This window comes from Telluria sp. ZB4P36, assembly GCF_059685865.1.
The window spans coordinates 1-14,288 of record NZ_JCASIE010000004.1; the positions used below are offsets into that span (position 1 = coordinate 1).

The following is a 14,288-nucleotide window of genomic DNA, read 5'->3' on the forward strand; positions in this document are numbered from 1 at the left end:
GCGGTGGTTTGACAGACTGATTTGTTTGGCGACTATCAATCTACCAACATCAAACCTCCGCCACCACCTCCCGCTCAGTTCGTCAATCCCGTCTTCCCCCATTTCCCGCGAAGAACCAAAAAAAAGCGCACCCTCGGGTGCGCTCCAATTTCGGGTCACGTTTCCGGCCGTTTAGCTGTGCTAACGGCTTCTGTAAAACGTGTGTCTCCTCAATGTGTCTCCGGTATGGATTACCGTGATTTTTATCTATGCTCCCCAAAACCGTGTGTGTTCTGTTCGCGTACGCACCATGTGAGTGCGAGAAGGCCCCATCATAACGCAAGGTTTTCTACGCAAGCGTATCTTTTTGACCACATTACAAAAATTATTTTAGTTATGAAGAAAACGCATGACCGTTCGCGCGCCTGTCATGCCGGTGTCATGCGGCCCTATGAATGGTTCTCAGCGCGCTACTTCGCGGCGGATCGCCTGCACCACGTCTTTGCCGATGCGATCTTCCATCTGTGCATATACCGGCTGCATGGCGCGCCGCCATTCGGTTTGCTGCTGCGGGCTGAGCGTATGGATGGTGGTGGTGCCGGCCTGCCGGATCGATTCCAGCGCCGCGTCATTGGTGCGCTGGGCAATGGTCTTCTCATAGGCGGTGGCGTCGAGCATGGCCCGTTCCAGCTGTTTGCGGATGGCGCCCGGCAGGCCGTCCCAGAACTTCTTGTTGACGATGACGGCATAGCCCAGGTAGCCGTGGTTCGACACCGTCAGGTGCTTCTGCGACTCGTGCATGCGCTGCGTAAACATGTTCGAGGGTGTGTTTTCAGTGCCTTCCACCACGCCGTCGCGCAGCGCCGGCGTGGTTTCCGAGAAGGCCAGCGCCACCGGCTGGGCGCCGAGCGTGCGCATCTGGACGTCCAGCACTTTCGAGGCCTGGATGCGCATGCGCAGGCCGCGGAAATCGGCGGGTTTCAACAGCGGCTTGTTGGCCGACATCACCTTGAAGCCGTTGTCCCAGTAGGCCAGGCCGGTGATGCCCTTCGATTCGAGCTTGCGCAGCAGGCCGCGGCCGATGCGGCCCTCGGTCACCGCGTACAGCGCCTGCTTGGACGGGAAGATATACGGCAGGTCGAAGGCCTCGAATTCCTTCACGCCCAGCGGCGAGAACTTGGCCAGCGAGGGCGCCAGCATCTGCACCGCGCCCAGCTGCAGGGCTTCGAGTTCCTCGCGGTCCTTGTAGAGCTGGCTGTTCGGGTAGACTTGCACCTTCACCCGGCCGCCGGTCATCTGCTCGGCCAGGGCCTTGAAGCGTTCGGCGGCACGCCCCTTCGGGGTATCCGGCGCGACTACGTGGCTGAACTTGATGACGATCGGCGCCTGCGCCCACGCGGCGCTGCCTGCGCAGGCAAGCAGTACGGCGGCCAGGGCTCGGATCGGGAAGGCGGTTCGGTTCATCCTGTAACGACGAGAATATTCCACAATAGCCGCACAGTGTAACGAATTACGGAGTCTTGATGAAATTTCCGTTCGCCCAGCAGCCGGCGCCATCCAGCGCCAACGAGCGCGCGCGCTCCTGGCGCTGGCTGGTGCCGGTGCTGCTGGTGCTGCTGTTCCTGGCAGTGCTGATCTGGCTGCCATGGCAGGCGCGCCAGATGGAAGCCACCGAACGCCAGGAACAGCTGATCGCCGATACGCTCTGGGTCGAGCAGACCCTGCGTTTCGAACTGGCGCGCAGCGAAGAGGCGCTGGCCGGGCTGGGTGCCGACCTGGTGGCGCGTCCGCCCTCCCCACAAGCCCTGCAGGCGCGCTTCAAGCAGATGTTCAACAACGGCCACGAGCTGGTGCGCATCGTCTGGTACGGCCCGGACGGCGGCATCCTTGCCAGCCACGGCCTCGACGTGCCGGCCGTCCTGCCCGCTCCCACCCGGCTGGCATCCGAGGTGGCCGGCGCCACCAGGCGCGGCCGCTACAGCGAAGCCTACGGCGCGACCAAGGCCTCGCCCGGCCTGCTCGACTACTACCTGCCTTTATATGCGGGCGGCAAACCCGCCGGCAGCCTGGTCGCCACCTACAGCCTGCAGGTACTGCTCGACGAGACCGTGCCCTGGTGGTTCGCCCAGGACAATGCCCTCACCCTGCTCGACCGCGACGATCGTGCCGTGGCGCGGCGCGCGGCCGGCGGCCCGGGACGCGGCGTCTACACGCACCGGCGCGAACTCGACCTGCCGGGTGCGCTGGTGGTGCTGTCCACCGACAGCGTCAAGCGTGCGCCCCAGCTGCTGCCGAACTTGCTGGTGGGCTCGGTCATCGTGCTGGCCCTCGGCCTGGTGCTGAGCCTGGGTTCGCTGTGGCGCCACATCTCGCGCACCCTGGCGGCCGAACGGGCGCTGCGCCAGCAGATGGCCTTCCGCACCGCGATGGAGAACTCCCTGATCACCGGCCTGCGCGCGCGCGACCTCGAGGGCCGCGTCACCTATGTCAACCGCGCCTTCTGCGAAATCGTCGGCTTGGGGCCGGAAGAACTGGTCGGCAAGAAGCCGCCGATGCCCTACTGGGCGCCGGAAGTCATGGCCGAGTACGAAGAGCGCTTCGCCGGCGTCCTGTCGGGGAACATCACGCCGCAGTTCGAGACCGTGTTCCAGCGCCCCGACGGCGTGCGCGTGCCGGTGCTGGTGTACGAGGCGCCGCTGGTGGATGCCGACGGCCGCCAGACCGGATGGATGAGTTCGGTCCAGGACATCACCGACCGCAAGCGCGCGGAGGAACTCAACCGCCAGCAGCAGGAAAAGCTGGAAACCAGCGCGCGCCTGGCGACCATGGGCGAGATGTCCTCGATGCTGGCGCACGAGCTGAACCAGCCGCTGGCGGCGATCTCCAGCTATACCGCCGGCGCGCTGAACGTGCTGGAGCGCACCGGGAAGTCGGGCGAGGCCGTCAACTCAGGCATGCTCAGGCATGCACTGGAACAGGCGCGCCAGCAGGCCCAGCGGGCCGGCCAGATCATCCGCAGCGTGCACGAGTTCGTGAAGAAGCGCGAGCCGCGCCGCGAGCCGGTCACGATCCACAGCGTGGTCGAGGGCGTGCGTGCGCTGGTCGAACTGCAGGCGCGCCAGGCCGCGGCGACCCTGCGCGTCGAGCTGCCGCCGCGGCTGCCCCCGGTACTGGCCGACCGCGTGATGCTGGAACAGGTGCTGCTCAACCTCACCCGCAACGCGATCGAAGCCATGGTCGATACCCCGCTGGAACAGCGCGTGCTGCGCATCGCCGCCACGCTTGACGCCGGCATGGTGTCGGTATCGGTGATCGACCGCGGCCACGGCATCCCGGCGGAAGTGGCCGCCGGACTGTTCTCGCCCTTCTTCTCGACCAAGGCGGAAGGCATGGGCATGGGCCTGTCGATCTGCCGCACCGCGATCGAGTTCCACGGCGGGACGCTGAGCCATGCGCCGAACCCGGACGGGGGCACCATCTTCAGCTTCTCGCTGCCGGCCCAAGCGGCGAGCGGGGCGCTGGGCTAAAATCCGTCTAGATAACAACACGCACGACCGGAGACCACCCTATGCTGCACATCGTCGACGATGAAGACGTCATTCGCGACGCCCTCGCCTGGCTGGCGCAATCGCGCGGCCTGCAAGCGCGCGGCTATGCGAGCGGCGAGGAATTCCTCGACGCGGTCAAGCTCCCCGGTGCGACCGGCACCGATGGCGACTGCGTGCTGCTGGACGTGCGCATGCCCGGCATGAACGGCATCGCGGTGTTCGACCAGCTGGTCAAGAACGGCCTGAGCGCGCGCCTGCCCGTGATCTTCCTGACCGGCCACGGCGACGTGCCGATGGCGGTCGATTCGCTCAAGCGCGGCGCCTTCGACTTCTTCGAGAAGCCCTTCAACGACAACGTGCTGATGGACCGGGTCGAGGAAGCGCTGGCGGCGTCGCGCAAGGCGCTTGATGCCGCCGTGGTGCAGGCGCGCCTGGCGACCCTGTCGGCGCGCGAACGCGAAGTGCTGGACCTGATCCTGGCCGGCATGATGAACAAGGTCGTGGCCGACAAGCTCGGCATCAGCATGCGGACGGTCGAGGTGCACCGTGCACATATCTTCGACAAGATGCAGGTCAAGACGGCCGTGGAACTGGCTGGCCTGCTCAAATAAACCGCTTATTCGCTTTCTTTGCACGCGGCAAGCGTCCCTGCGGTTTGGAGGAAGCCTTGTAAAATGAATCGGAACGCGAGGCGGCAGCCCGCGTTGCGGAGCTATTGCATTTAGGAATTCTCATGAGCGAAAAAACAGTTGCTGACAAGATGTTCCTGAGGACGGCGAAATCGATGCTGATCCTTAATGGGCAGGCCAACCCCGGCGTCGCGGCGCAGATGCCCGCCGACATCGTCAAGGAAGGCGACGGCCCCTTCGACGTGATCCTGACGTTCGCCCTCAACCGCAAGGAGCTCGAGCAATACCTGCCCGTGGCCAAGGAAAAGCTGGGTGAAAAAGGCTCGCTGTGGATCGCCTACCTCAAGCAGACCGCATCGAAGGCCACCGACATCAACCGCGATTCGATCAATGCCTATGCCAAGGAAAACGGCATCACCGCGGTGGCGATGATCTCGATCGACGGCGACTGGTCAGGCCTGCGCCTGAAGCGCATCGAATAGCACGCCATGCTGGGCCAGCGCCCAGGCCACATGCTCGCGCACCAGGCTTGAAGGATGGGCGGCACGCGCCTGCAAGGCAACCACGATCGCCGCATCACCCTTCATGTCGCCGGCCGCATTCCCCAGTCCCACCGCCAGGTTGCGCAGCCAGCGCTCGTGGCCGATACGCCGGATCGGGCTGCCTTCCATCCGGCGATTGAACTCCTCTTCTTCCCACCCGAACAGTTCGACCATGCCGGAATTGCCGAGGCTATTGCGTTCATCGAAGTCGGGCAGCGCCGCGCGCTGCGCGAACTTGTTCCACGGGCAGGCCAGCTGGCAATCGTCGCAGCCGTAGATGCGGTTGCCGATCAGCGGGCGCAGTTCTTCCGGAATGCTGCCCTTCAGCTCGATGGTCAGGTAGGAAATGCAGCGCCGCGCGTCCAGGCGTCCCGGACCGAGGATGGCCTGGGTCGGGCAGACCTCGATGCAGGCCTGGCAGCCTCCGCAATGGGCGCCGGTGGGCGGGTCGACCGGGAGCGGCAGGTCGACCAGGATTTCGCCGATGAAGAAGGTCGAGCCGGCCGCGCGCGACAGCAGCAGCGTGTGCTTGCCGCGCCAGCCCAGGCCGGCCTTTTCGGCCAGCGGCAGCTCCATCAGCGGCGCCGAGTCGGTGAAGACCCGGTAACCCAGCTCACCGACGGCCGCCTTGAGCTTCTCGGCCAGGGCCTGCAGACGGTTGCGCAGTACCTTGTGGTAGTCGCGGCCGCGCGCATACACCGAGACCACGGCGGCGCCGGGCTCGAGCTGGCGTGCATGCTCTTCGGCGCGCCAGTTGTCGCCGCGCGACATCGGCAGGTAGTCCATGCGCGCGACGATGGCGCGCACCGTGCCCGGCACCAGTTCGCTAGGGCGCGCACGCTTCATGCCATGGCTTGCCATATAATCCATCTCGCCATGGCAGCCGGCCTCCAGCCAGGCCTGCAAGCCCGCTTCCGCATGCGCCAGGTCGACGTCCGCGATGCGCACGTCGGCGAAACCGAGTTCCGCGCCCCAGGTCTTAATGGTGCGGGCGAGCTCGTACAGGTCGGGTGGGGATGGCAACATGGCAGGATGGAACAAGGGCGCGGTGCGCTAATCAACCCGGTATTTTATTCGATGCAGTCCTTCAAAGCCTATTTGCCCGACGAATCCGCCACCGCCGCATTGGGCCAGGCGCTGGCCAGGGCCGTCCAGCCCGGACTGGTGATCTACCTGCACGGCGACCTCGGCGCCGGCAAGACGGCGCTCACGCGTGCCCTCATCCAGGCGGCCGGGCACAAGGGCACGGTCAAGAGCCCGACGTACACGCTGTCCGAGCCCTACCGGGTCGAGCTGGATGGCCAGGCCGTCAACATCATCCATTACGACCTGTACCGGATGTCCAGCCCCGAGGAATTCCTCGACGCGGGCTTCCGCGAGGACTTCGACGGCCGGAACATCTGCATCGTCGAATGGCCCGAAAAGGGCGAGCCGGTGTTGCCGGCACCCGACGTCCGTGTGTTGCTCAACGTCAGCCGACTCGGGCGTGAGGTAGAATTGCAGGCGTTGTCTCCTTTAGGCCTGCTATGCCTCGACCATCTCGCCTACGCCCCGCCCTCTTGACCCCTGACGCCCCGCGCCGCCGTACCCTGCTCAAGGCCGGCGGCACGCTGCTGCTGTCCGTGATCGCCCCGCTGCCCGCCAGTGCCGCGCAGATCCTGGCCGTCCGTGTCTGGCCCGCGCCCGACTACACCCGCGTGACGCTGGAAAACGACAGCGAACTCAAGACCTCGCACTTCCTCGTGCCCGACCCGCCGCGGCTGGTCGTCGACATCGACGGACTGGGCCTGAGCGCGACCCTGAAGAGCCTGGTCGCCAAGATCGAGCCGAACGACCCCTACATCAAGCAGGTGCGGGTCGGCCAGAACCGCCCGAACGTGGTGCGCCTGGTGTTCGACCTGAAGGAAGAGATCAAGCCGCAAGTGTTCACGCTGGAGCCGGTGGCCGGCTACCAGCACCGCCTGATCTTCGACCTCTACCCGAACAAGCCGGTGGACCCGATCGCCGCGCTGATCGACAAGGGCGAGTGGACCACCGCCCCCTCGGCGGCCGCGGACAGCGCCAACCCGGCCTCGCCGCTGCCGGCGCCGCCGCCGGCCCAGACCGAAGCCGCGCCCGATGCGATCGCCAAGCTCGAAGCCGAGATGTCGGCGCTGAACGGCACCCCGCCGCCGCAGGCGGTGCAGCCGACGCCGTCGACGAGCATCGCCAAGGCGCCGCCGCAGAAGGTGGTGCGCATGGTGACGATCGCGCTCGACCCGGGCCACGGCGGCGAAGACCCCGGCGCGATCGGCGCCAACGGCAGCCGCGAGAAGGACATCGTGCTGGCCGTGGCCAAGCGCCTCAAGGCCAAGCTGGAAGGGCTGCCCAACACCCGCGTCATGCTGACCCGCGACGGCGACTATTTCGTCCCGCTCGGCCAGCGCGTGCAGAAGGCGCGCAAGGTGCAGGCCGACCTGTTCGTGTCGATCCACGCGGACGCCTGGATCTCGCCGACCGCGCGCGGCTCGTCGGTGTTCGTGCTGTCCGAAAAAGGCGCCAGCTCGAGCGCGGCGCGCTGGCTGGCGAACGACCAGAACAAGGCCGACCTGGTCGGCGGCGCCAATTTCGCGGTGCAGGACAAGCAGATCGCGAGCGTGCTGTTCGACCTGTCGACCACGGCCCAGATCAACGACAGCCTCAAGCTCGGCAAGGCCGTGCTGACCGAAATCGGGGGCATCAACCGCCTGCACAAGGCCTCGGTCGAGCAGGCCGGCTTCGCCGTGCTGAAGGCGCCTGACATCCCCTCGATTCTGGTGGAAACTGCATTCATCTCGAACCCCGACGAAGAAGCCCGGTTGCGCGACGACGGCTACCAGAACCAGCTGGCCGACGCCATCACCAAGGGCATCAAGCGCTACTTCGCCGACAACCCGCCGATGGCCAAGAGCCGCCAGACCTGATCATGACCCTAGCGATCCATACCAATGCCGGGCAACTGCCCGCAATCCGGATTCAAGCGCCGGACGGCGCCGAAGCCACCATTACCCTGTACGGCGCCCACCTGGTCTCGTGGAAGGGCGCGGACGGCAGGGAACGCATGTTCCTGAGCGAAAAATCGGTCCTCGACGGCAGCAAGGCGATCCGCGGCGGCGTGCCGGTGATCTTCCCCCAGTTCGCGGAACGCGGCAACGGCATGCGCCACGGCTTCGCGCGCGTGAGCACCTGGCGCCTGGAAGACAGCGGCGTGGAGGACGGCGCGGCCTGGGCCTGCTTCGACCTGGCCGCGGGCGACCTGAGCAACAGCGTGGCCGACGCCTGGCCGCACAGCTTCGCCCTGTCGCTGCGCGTGGCGGTACGCGCCAACGAACTGCGCATGGTACTCACCGTACGCAACATCGGCGCCGCGCCCTTCGCCTTCTCGGCGGCGCTGCATACCTACCACCTGGTGCCGGACGTGTGCGAAGTGCGCATCGAGGGCATCTCGTCGGACGAGATCTCGATCCTCGACAAGCTGGACGAGGTGTACCCGCACGTGACCGGACGCGCCCAGCTGGCGACGAGCGAGGGCACGCTGCTGCTGGAGCAGAACGGCTTCACGGATGCGGTGGTGTGGAATCCGGGCGCGGTCGATGCGGCGGGGCTGGCGGACATGGCGCGGGACGAGTACAAGCGCTTCGTGTGCATCGAGCCGGCGCTGCTGGAGCCGCACACCCTGGAAGCCGGCGAGTCCTGGACCGGACACTACCGCATCAGTTGAAACGGAAAGCCCCGCACTGCGGGGCTTTCTTTCAGTTCGATTCCTTGATCATCCTGCCGTTATTCTGCTGCACCGGCCGCGCATTCAGCGGATACAGCCGCGAGAACAGCGCCATCTGCGCCGGCGAAGCCTGCATGGTCTGCTTCATGACGATCCACAGCACGTCCTCGGTGCAGGGCGGCTCGGTCAGCGAACCCATGTAGGTGAAGTAGTCACGCTTCTCCGGCAGCGCCTCGCTCGGGTCGAGCAGGATGGATGGCGACACGCTCTGCTGCTTTTCCAGCGGCAGGTTGTTCCACACGGTCTGGATCATCGGGTTGGCCTGGCCGCGCTCGAGCAGCACGGCCAGCACCAGCAGCCTGCCTTCGAAGCTGCGGTGCACCATGTGGATCACCATCTCGGTGCCCCTGCCGTTGATACGCTCTTCCGACGGGCGGTGGAAGTGGAACTGCTGCAGCTCGTAGGCCGTGTTGCCGACCGTGAGGAAGTTGCCGCCGCCGACAGTCACCTGGATGGTGTGGCCATTGTCGATCTCGCTGAACGAGCTGGGACGGTAGTCGAAGGCGATCTGTTCGAGGTCGACCTTGATGCCGTCGCGCAGGTCGATCGGCGACTGGCGCTTGCCGGTATTGCACTTGGCCCAGCTCGCATTGATGTTCGACCAGTTGGCCGGGCCGTACTCGCCCTCATACGACCAATGGGTGCCGTTCTTCGGCTTGTTGGCGGCGGCGATCGCGGCCTCGGCTTCCTTGCGGCGCTTCGCCTCGAGCGCCTTCTTCGCCCTGGCGGCGGCAGCGGCGCGCGTGGCCTGCTGCTCGCGCAGCTGGGCCAGGCGTTCGGCAATACGGGCTGAGAGGTCGACTTCGGACTGTTCTTCGTCCGCGGCTGCGGGGCGGGCAGGCGCCGAGGCAGCCGTGCGCGCGTCCGCGGCAGCGGCCAGGGCCTTGATGTCCGGCTTGACCGAGCCGACGCTCGGTTTGCCTTCGAGGATGGCTTTGACGTTGGCCGTCTTGCCGTCGGCCTTGTCGGCGGACGGCTTCGGAGCGGGGTCGCTCGCGCTTGCGGAAGCCATGACAAGGCTGCAAGCTAACAGGGCGATGAGGTGGCGCATGAGAATCCAGAGAGTGGTCTGTCCTCATGCTTATCGGCAATAAGCGGGTGAAACTTGAGTGCGCTGGAACAAGAACGCCCCGAAAAAATCGGGGCGCTGCCAGGATGGCAAGGGGAGGCTGCTTAACGGCTGAGCATGTTGCGGCCGAATTTGACCAGGGCGGCGATCGCCAGCGGCACCATCGCCGCCGAAATACCGACCAGCACGATCTCGGTCAGGTGCTCCTTGACCACGGGGACATTGCCGAACAGGTAGCCGGCGGTGACGAGGCTGGCCACCCACAGCACCGCGCCGGTCACGTTGAACATCTGGAAGCGCGCCAGCGTCATCTCGGACACCCCGGCGACCAGGGGCGCGAAGCTGCGCACCACCGGCACGAAGCGCGCAACGATGATGGTCTTGCCGCCGTGCTTCTCGAAGAAATCATGGGTACGCTGCAGCGCGCCCTTGTTGATCCAGCGGTAGTTATGCGTAAACACCCGGTGGCCGATGGCCCGCCCGACATAGTAGTTCACGGTATTGCCCGTGACCGCCGCCGTGATCAGGAGCGCCGTTAGGAGCGGGAAATTCATCTGGCCGGTGGCGCAGAAGGCGCCCGCGATGAACAGCAGGGTGTCGCCGGGAAGGAAGAAGAACAGCACCAGTCCGGTCTCGCAAAACACGATCGCGAACAGCACGATATATACATAGGTTCCGTACTGGGCCAGGAGGGTACCCAGCGTTTTATCGACGTGCAGGAGCATGTCGAATAACTGCATCAGATCCATAATCTTCCTAAAGGTAGCCGCGCATCATACCACCTGGGCGGCCTTTACCTTCCGACCACATTGCCGCACAATCGGCTGGATAATCACATCCCTGGAGACCGCATGACCGCTTCGTTCACCGTTTCACGACGGGCCATTGCCGCATTGGCGCTGCTTTCGGGCGCCGCCGCATTTGCCGCGCCTGCCAAACAAGACAAGGAACTGCCGCCGAAACCCTCGGTGGCCGACGTGCTCAAGGCCTCCAAACCGGCCGACTGGCGCCCGCTCGATCCCGCCAACACCCTGTACATGGACCTGCCGACCGGCCGTGTGATCATCGAGCTGGCGCCCGCATTTGCCCCGAACACGGCCGCCAACATCCGCGCCCTGGTGCGCGAGAAGTATTTCGACGACCTGTTCATCATCCGCTCGCAGGACGGCTTCGTGGTGCAGTGGGGCGACCCGGACGAGGAAAACCCGAAGCCCTTCAAGGCCGCCAAGACCATCAAGGCCGAGTTCACCGCACCGATCAAGTCGGCCGGCGGCTTCACCCGCCTGAAGGATGGCGACGTCTACGCGCCCCAGGTCGGCCACGTGGGCGGTTTCCCGGCCGCGCGCGACCCGGCCAGCGGCCAGACCTGGCTGGTCCACTGCCCCGCGATGGTGGGCGTGGCGCGCGATACCGGGGCCGACAGCGGCAACGGTTCGCAGCTGTACGTGGTCACCGGCCACTCCCCGCGCCACCTCGACCGCAACATCACCGTGGTGGGCCGCGTCGTGCAGGGCATGCCGCTGCTGTCGGTGCAGCCGCGCGGCACCGCTGCCGCCGGTTTCTACGAGAAGCCGGAACAGCGCATGCCGCTCAAGCTGGTGCGCATGGCGGCCGACGTGCCGGAAGCCGAGCGCAGCAAGTTCGAAGTGATGCGCACCGACAGCGCCACCTACCAGGCGGTGGTCGAGGCCCAGCGCACGCGCGGCGGCCCCTGGGCCAAGTTCGCGGTCGGCAAGGTCGACCTGTGCAACGCCACGATCCCGGTGCGCGAGCAGAAGATATAATCGGAGAATGAACGCGCCCGCCCCCACCCACCGCCCGATCCAGCAGCTTCCCGATCAGCTCATCTCGCAAATCGCCGCAGGCGAGGTCGTCGAGCGGCCGTCCGCGGTGGTCAAGGAGCTGCTCGAGAACGCCCTCGATGCCGGCGCCACCCAGATCACCGTGCGCCTCGAAGAAGGCGGCGTCAAGCGCATCGCCATCACCGACAACGGCCGCGGCATCGAGCCCGAGCAGCTGCCGCTGGCGCTGGCCCGCCACGCCACCTCCAAGATCGCCTCGCTGCATGACCTGGAACACGTCGGCACCCTGGGCTTCCGCGGCGAGGCGCTGGCCTCGATCGCCTCGGTGGCCGCGGTGCGCATCACGTCGCGTACGCCGGGCGCGGCCCACGCCTTCGAGATCGTCGGCTCGCACGAAGGCACGGTGGCGCCCTCCTCCGGCGCTTTCGGCACCACCATCGACGTGCAGGACCTGTATTTCAACACCCCGGCGCGACGCAAGTTCCTGAAGTCGGAACAAACCGAGTACGGCCACTGCGCCGAAGTCGTGCGGCGCATCGCGCTGGCGCGCCCGGATGTCTCGTTCAGCCTGACGCACAACGGCCGCACCATCGACCACTGGAACGTGAGCGAGGCGGCCAAGCGCAGCGCCCAGATCCTCGGCAACGACTTCGCCGACGCCCGCCTGGCGCTCGACGAAGCCGCCGGTCCGCTGCGCCTGCACGGCTACGTCGGCCTGCCGACCGCCTCCAAGGCGCGCGCCGACGGCCAGTTCTTCTACGTGAACGGGCGCTTCGTGCGCGACAAACTGCTGGTGCACGCGGTGCGCGCAGCCTACCAGGACGTGCTGCACGGCGACCGTTTCCCCTGCTACGTGCTGTCGCTCGACCTCGATCCGGCCCTGGTCGACGTCAACGTCCACCCGTCCAAGATCGAAGTGCGCTTCCGCGACAGCCGCGCGGTGCACCAGTTCGTGTTCCATGCGGTGCAGCGCACGCTGGCCCAGACCTCGGCCACCGCGTACGGCAGCGCGCCGGCGCCGATCTCGGCCGCCGAGGTAAAACCGAGCGGCACGCCGGTGTGGGCGCAGCGCCCGCACGAGCAGACGTCCTTCGGTGCGCAGCTGGCGCCGAGCTTCTCGCCTTCGCCCTTCGCGCCGGGCAGCCGCTGGGACGATGCGCGGCCCCAGCCTTCCACCGGCGGCGTGGCCCAGAGCACCGCGGCCTACGGCGCGCTGTTCGCATCGAACGAGCCGGCGAAGACGGCGGCGCCCATGGGTGTGCCGCTGTCCGCCTCCGAACGCCCGCTGTCGAACGAGGATTTCCCGCTCGGCTTCGCGCTGGCCCAGCTGCACGGCATCTACATCCTGGCCCAGAACACCAAGGGCCTGGTGCTGGTCGACATGCACGCGGCCCACGAGCGCATCCTCTACGAGCAGATCAAGAACGCGCTCGACGCCCGCGCCGAGGGCGAGGAACTGCAGGTGCAGCAGCTCCTGATCCCGGTGACTTTCTACGCCGACGCGATCGAGGTGGCGACCGCCCAGGACCACGGCGAGACCCTGAAGACGCTCGGCTTCGACATCGCCGCGCTGTCGCCGACCACACTGGCGGTGCGCACCGTGCCGACCCTGCTGAAGAACGCCGATGCGCAAACCCTGGCGCGCGACGTGCTGCGCGACGTGCGCGAATTCGGCGGCTCGCGCGTGCTGATCGAACGCCGCAACGAGCTGCTCGGCACCCTCGCCTGCCACACGGCGGTGCGCGCCAACCGCATCCTCTCGATCCAGGAGATGAATGCGCTGCTGCGCCAGATGGAGATCACCGAACGCTCCGACCAGTGCAACCACGGCCGCCCGACCTGGGTCCAGCTCGAGATCGCCGCGCTCGACAAGCTTTTCCTGCGCGGTCAGTGATGGCGGCGGATCGCAAGAAACCGATGGCCGTGGCCATCATGGGCCCGACCGCCTCGGGCAAGACCGCGGCCGCGCTGGCGATCGCCAGGACGCGCCCGGTCGAAATCATCTCGGTCGATTCAGCCCTGGTCTACCGCGGCATGGACATCGGCACCGCCAAGCCGAGCGCGGAAGAACTGGCCAGCGTGCCGCACCACCTGATCGACATCATCGACCCGCTCGAGGCCTATTCGGTGATGCAGTTCCGCGAAGATGCGATCCGCCTGGTGGGCGAGATCAGCGCCCGCGGCGCGCTGCCGCTACTGGTGGGCGGCACCATGATGTACTTCAAGGGGCTGACCGACAGCCTGGACGACCTGCCGACCGCCGATCAGGCGCTGCGGGCAAGCATCGAAGCAGAGGCGGCGCAGATCGGCTGGCCCGCCATGCACGCCAGGCTGCGCACGCTCGACCCGGTCACGGCCGAGCGCCTGAAACCCAATGACGCGCAGCGCATCAACCGCGCGCTCGAGATCATCGCCCTGACCGGCAAGCCGATGTCCGAGCTGCTGGGATTGCGCGAGAAGCCCGAGCTGCCCTTCGAGTTGATTTCATTTGCGCTGGAACCGTCCGACCGCGCGGTCCTGCACAAACGGATCGCGCTGCGCTTCGACCAGATGCTGGGCGAGCGCGACGACGAGGGGCTGGTGGCGGAAGTGGCGCGCCTGCGCGCACGGGGCGATTTGTCGCCGTCGCTGCCCTCGATACGCTGCGTCGGCTACCGCCAGACCTGGGACTACCTGGACGGCAAGATCGACCGCGCCGAGCTGCGCGAACTGGGCATCATCGCCACCCGCCAGCTGGCCAAGCGCCAGATCACCTGGCTGCGCGCGATGCCGGAGCGGATCGTGATAGACTGCCTCGGTACGGACCCGACGGGCGAGCTGATGGAGCGCCTGGCTCAGTTGGAAAAATGACATTGGCGCGAGATTTTTGCGCCACGGAAGGTCGGCCGGCCTTGACAGGTGGCGCGGCGCCCCCGATAAT

At 66.5% G+C, this 14,288-nt stretch carries 14 protein-coding genes; 9 read left to right on the forward strand and 5 right to left on the reverse strand.

The window, feature by feature from the left end; genetic code table 11:
- Positions 1-441 precede the first annotated feature (441 nt).
- Entirely contained in the window at positions 442-1,443 is a 1,002-nt protein-coding gene (locus tag AC56LK_RS07585; RefSeq protein ID WP_497183955.1) for a TRAP transporter substrate-binding protein, read from the reverse strand.
- Positions 1,444-1,502: 59 nt separating this feature from the next.
- On the opposite strand from AC56LK_RS07585, the gene AC56LK_RS07590 reads away from it, so the two are divergent.
- The 3 genes from AC56LK_RS07590 (at position 1,503) to AC56LK_RS07600 (ending at position 4,638) form a co-directional block, all read left to right on the forward strand.
- Positions 1,503-3,506, forward strand: coding sequence for a two-component system sensor histidine kinase NtrB (locus AC56LK_RS07590; RefSeq protein WP_497183956.1), 2,004 nt, complete (start codon positions 1,503-1,505; stop codon positions 3,504-3,506).
- Positions 3,507-3,547: 41 nt separating this feature from the next.
- Positions 3,548-4,138, forward strand: coding sequence for a response regulator transcription factor (locus AC56LK_RS07595; RefSeq protein ID WP_497183957.1), 591 nt, complete (start codon positions 3,548-3,550; stop codon positions 4,136-4,138).
- Positions 4,139-4,311: 173 nt separating this feature from the next.
- Entirely contained in the window at positions 4,312-4,638 is a 327-nt protein-coding gene (locus tag AC56LK_RS07600; protein WP_497183958.1) for a DUF3052 family protein, read from the forward strand.
- Here the strand turns inward: AC56LK_RS07600 and queG are convergent.
- Positions 4,609-5,724 carry a tRNA epoxyqueuosine(34) reductase QueG gene (queG, locus tag AC56LK_RS07605; RefSeq protein ID WP_497183959.1) on the reverse strand — a complete coding sequence of 372 codons (1,116 nt, stop codon included), beginning with the start codon at positions 5,722-5,724 and terminating at the stop codon, positions 4,609-4,611. The two genes, AC56LK_RS07600 and queG, sit on opposite strands and share 30 nt — an antisense overlap.
- A gap of 51 nt (positions 5,725-5,775) precedes the next feature.
- Here queG and tsaE point away from each other — a divergent pair, with 51 nt between their 5' ends.
- From tsaE to AC56LK_RS07620, 3 genes are read left to right on the forward strand one after another with little or no spacing between them, the layout of a single operon-like run.
- A complete protein-coding gene (gene tsaE / locus AC56LK_RS07610) occupies positions 5,776-6,261 on the forward strand; it encodes a tRNA (adenosine(37)-N6)-threonylcarbamoyltransferase complex ATPase subunit type 1 TsaE (RefSeq protein WP_497184269.1) in 486 nt (161 codons plus the stop codon).
- Positions 6,225-7,640 (forward strand): N-acetylmuramoyl-L-alanine amidase, encoded by a 1,416-nt coding sequence (locus AC56LK_RS07615; RefSeq protein WP_497183960.1) that lies wholly within the window; start codon positions 6,225-6,227, stop codon positions 7,638-7,640. The genes tsaE and AC56LK_RS07615 overlap by 37 nt, the downstream gene beginning before the upstream one ends.
- A gap of 2 nt (positions 7,641-7,642) precedes the next feature.
- On the forward strand, positions 7,643-8,437 hold the full coding sequence (locus AC56LK_RS07620) for a D-hexose-6-phosphate mutarotase (RefSeq protein WP_497183961.1): 795 nt from the start codon (positions 7,643-7,645) through the stop codon (positions 8,435-8,437).
- A gap of 31 nt (positions 8,438-8,468) precedes the next feature.
- On the opposite strand, the gene AC56LK_RS07625 is transcribed toward AC56LK_RS07620, so the two are convergent.
- The 3 genes from AC56LK_RS07625 to AC56LK_RS07635 all read right to left on the reverse strand — a co-directional run bounded on the left by AC56LK_RS07625 (position 8,469) and on the right by AC56LK_RS07635 (position 10,729).
- On the reverse strand, positions 8,469-9,548 hold the full coding sequence (locus AC56LK_RS07625; protein ID WP_497183962.1) for a carbonic anhydrase: 1,080 nt from the start codon (positions 9,546-9,548) through the stop codon (positions 8,469-8,471).
- Between the two features lie 122 nt (positions 9,549-9,670).
- Positions 9,671-10,315: a VTT domain-containing protein gene (locus AC56LK_RS07630; protein ID WP_497183963.1), complete on the reverse strand. Its 645-nt coding sequence runs from the start codon at positions 10,313-10,315 to the stop codon at positions 9,671-9,673.
- A gap of 123 nt (positions 10,316-10,438) precedes the next feature.
- Positions 10,439-10,729: a hypothetical protein gene (locus AC56LK_RS07635; protein ID WP_497184270.1), complete on the reverse strand. Its 291-nt coding sequence runs from the start codon at positions 10,727-10,729 to the stop codon at positions 10,439-10,441.
- Here AC56LK_RS07635 and AC56LK_RS07640 point away from each other — a divergent pair.
- Genes AC56LK_RS07640 through miaA form a run of 3 tightly spaced genes read left to right on the forward strand, consistent with a single transcriptional unit; the run spans position 10,625 to position 14,218 of the window.
- Positions 10,625-11,350 carry a peptidylprolyl isomerase gene (locus AC56LK_RS07640; protein ID WP_497184271.1) on the forward strand — a complete coding sequence of 242 codons (726 nt, stop codon included), beginning with the start codon at positions 10,625-10,627 and terminating at the stop codon, positions 11,348-11,350. The two genes, AC56LK_RS07635 and AC56LK_RS07640, sit on opposite strands and share 105 nt — an antisense overlap.
- Positions 11,351-11,357: 7 nt before the next feature.
- The gene (gene mutL, locus AC56LK_RS07645; protein ID WP_497183964.1) at positions 11,358-13,262 is read left to right on the forward strand and encodes a DNA mismatch repair endonuclease MutL; all 1,905 of its coding nucleotides are present in this window, start codon (positions 11,358-11,360) and stop codon (positions 13,260-13,262) included.
- 23 nt (positions 13,263-13,285) lie between these two features.
- On the forward strand, positions 13,286-14,218 hold the full coding sequence (gene miaA / locus AC56LK_RS07650; protein ID WP_497183965.1) for a tRNA (adenosine(37)-N6)-dimethylallyltransferase MiaA: 933 nt from the start codon (positions 13,286-13,288) through the stop codon (positions 14,216-14,218).
- The last annotated feature ends 70 nt before the right edge of the window (positions 14,219-14,288 follow it).

What these genes read in the sequence shown, in the direction of transcription:
- tsaE (WP_497184269.1), top strand. Translation starts at nt 5,776, where the DNA reads ATGCAGTCCTTCAAAGCCTATTTGCCCGACGAATCCGCCACCGCCGCA.
- AC56LK_RS07590 (WP_497183956.1), top strand. Translation starts at nt 1,503, where the DNA reads ATGAAATTTCCGTTCGCCCAGCAGCCGGCGCCATCCAGCGCCAACGAG.
- mutL (WP_497183964.1), top strand. Translation starts at nt 11,358, where the DNA reads ATGAACGCGCCCGCCCCCACCCACCGCCCGATCCAGCAGCTTCCCGAT.
- AC56LK_RS07630 (WP_497183963.1), bottom strand. Translation starts at nt 10,315, where the DNA reads ATGGATCTGATGCAGTTATTCGACATGCTCCTGCACGTCGATAAAACG.
- AC56LK_RS07620 (WP_497183961.1), top strand. Translation starts at nt 7,643, where the DNA reads ATGACCCTAGCGATCCATACCAATGCCGGGCAACTGCCCGCAATCCGG.
- AC56LK_RS07585 (WP_497183955.1), bottom strand. Translation starts at nt 1,443, where the DNA reads ATGAACCGAACCGCCTTCCCGATCCGAGCCCTGGCCGCCGTACTGCTT.
- AC56LK_RS07595 (WP_497183957.1), top strand. Translation starts at nt 3,548, where the DNA reads ATGCTGCACATCGTCGACGATGAAGACGTCATTCGCGACGCCCTCGCC.
- AC56LK_RS07625 (WP_497183962.1), bottom strand. Translation starts at nt 9,548, where the DNA reads ATGCGCCACCTCATCGCCCTGTTAGCTTGCAGCCTTGTCATGGCTTCC.
- queG (WP_497183959.1), bottom strand. Translation starts at nt 5,724, where the DNA reads ATGTTGCCATCCCCACCCGACCTGTACGAGCTCGCCCGCACCATTAAG.
- AC56LK_RS07615 (WP_497183960.1), top strand. Translation starts at nt 6,225, where the DNA reads ATGCCTCGACCATCTCGCCTACGCCCCGCCCTCTTGACCCCTGACGCC.
- AC56LK_RS07600 (WP_497183958.1), top strand. Translation starts at nt 4,312, where the DNA reads ATGCTGATCCTTAATGGGCAGGCCAACCCCGGCGTCGCGGCGCAGATG.
- miaA (WP_497183965.1), top strand. Translation starts at nt 13,286, where the DNA reads ATGGCCGTGGCCATCATGGGCCCGACCGCCTCGGGCAAGACCGCGGCC.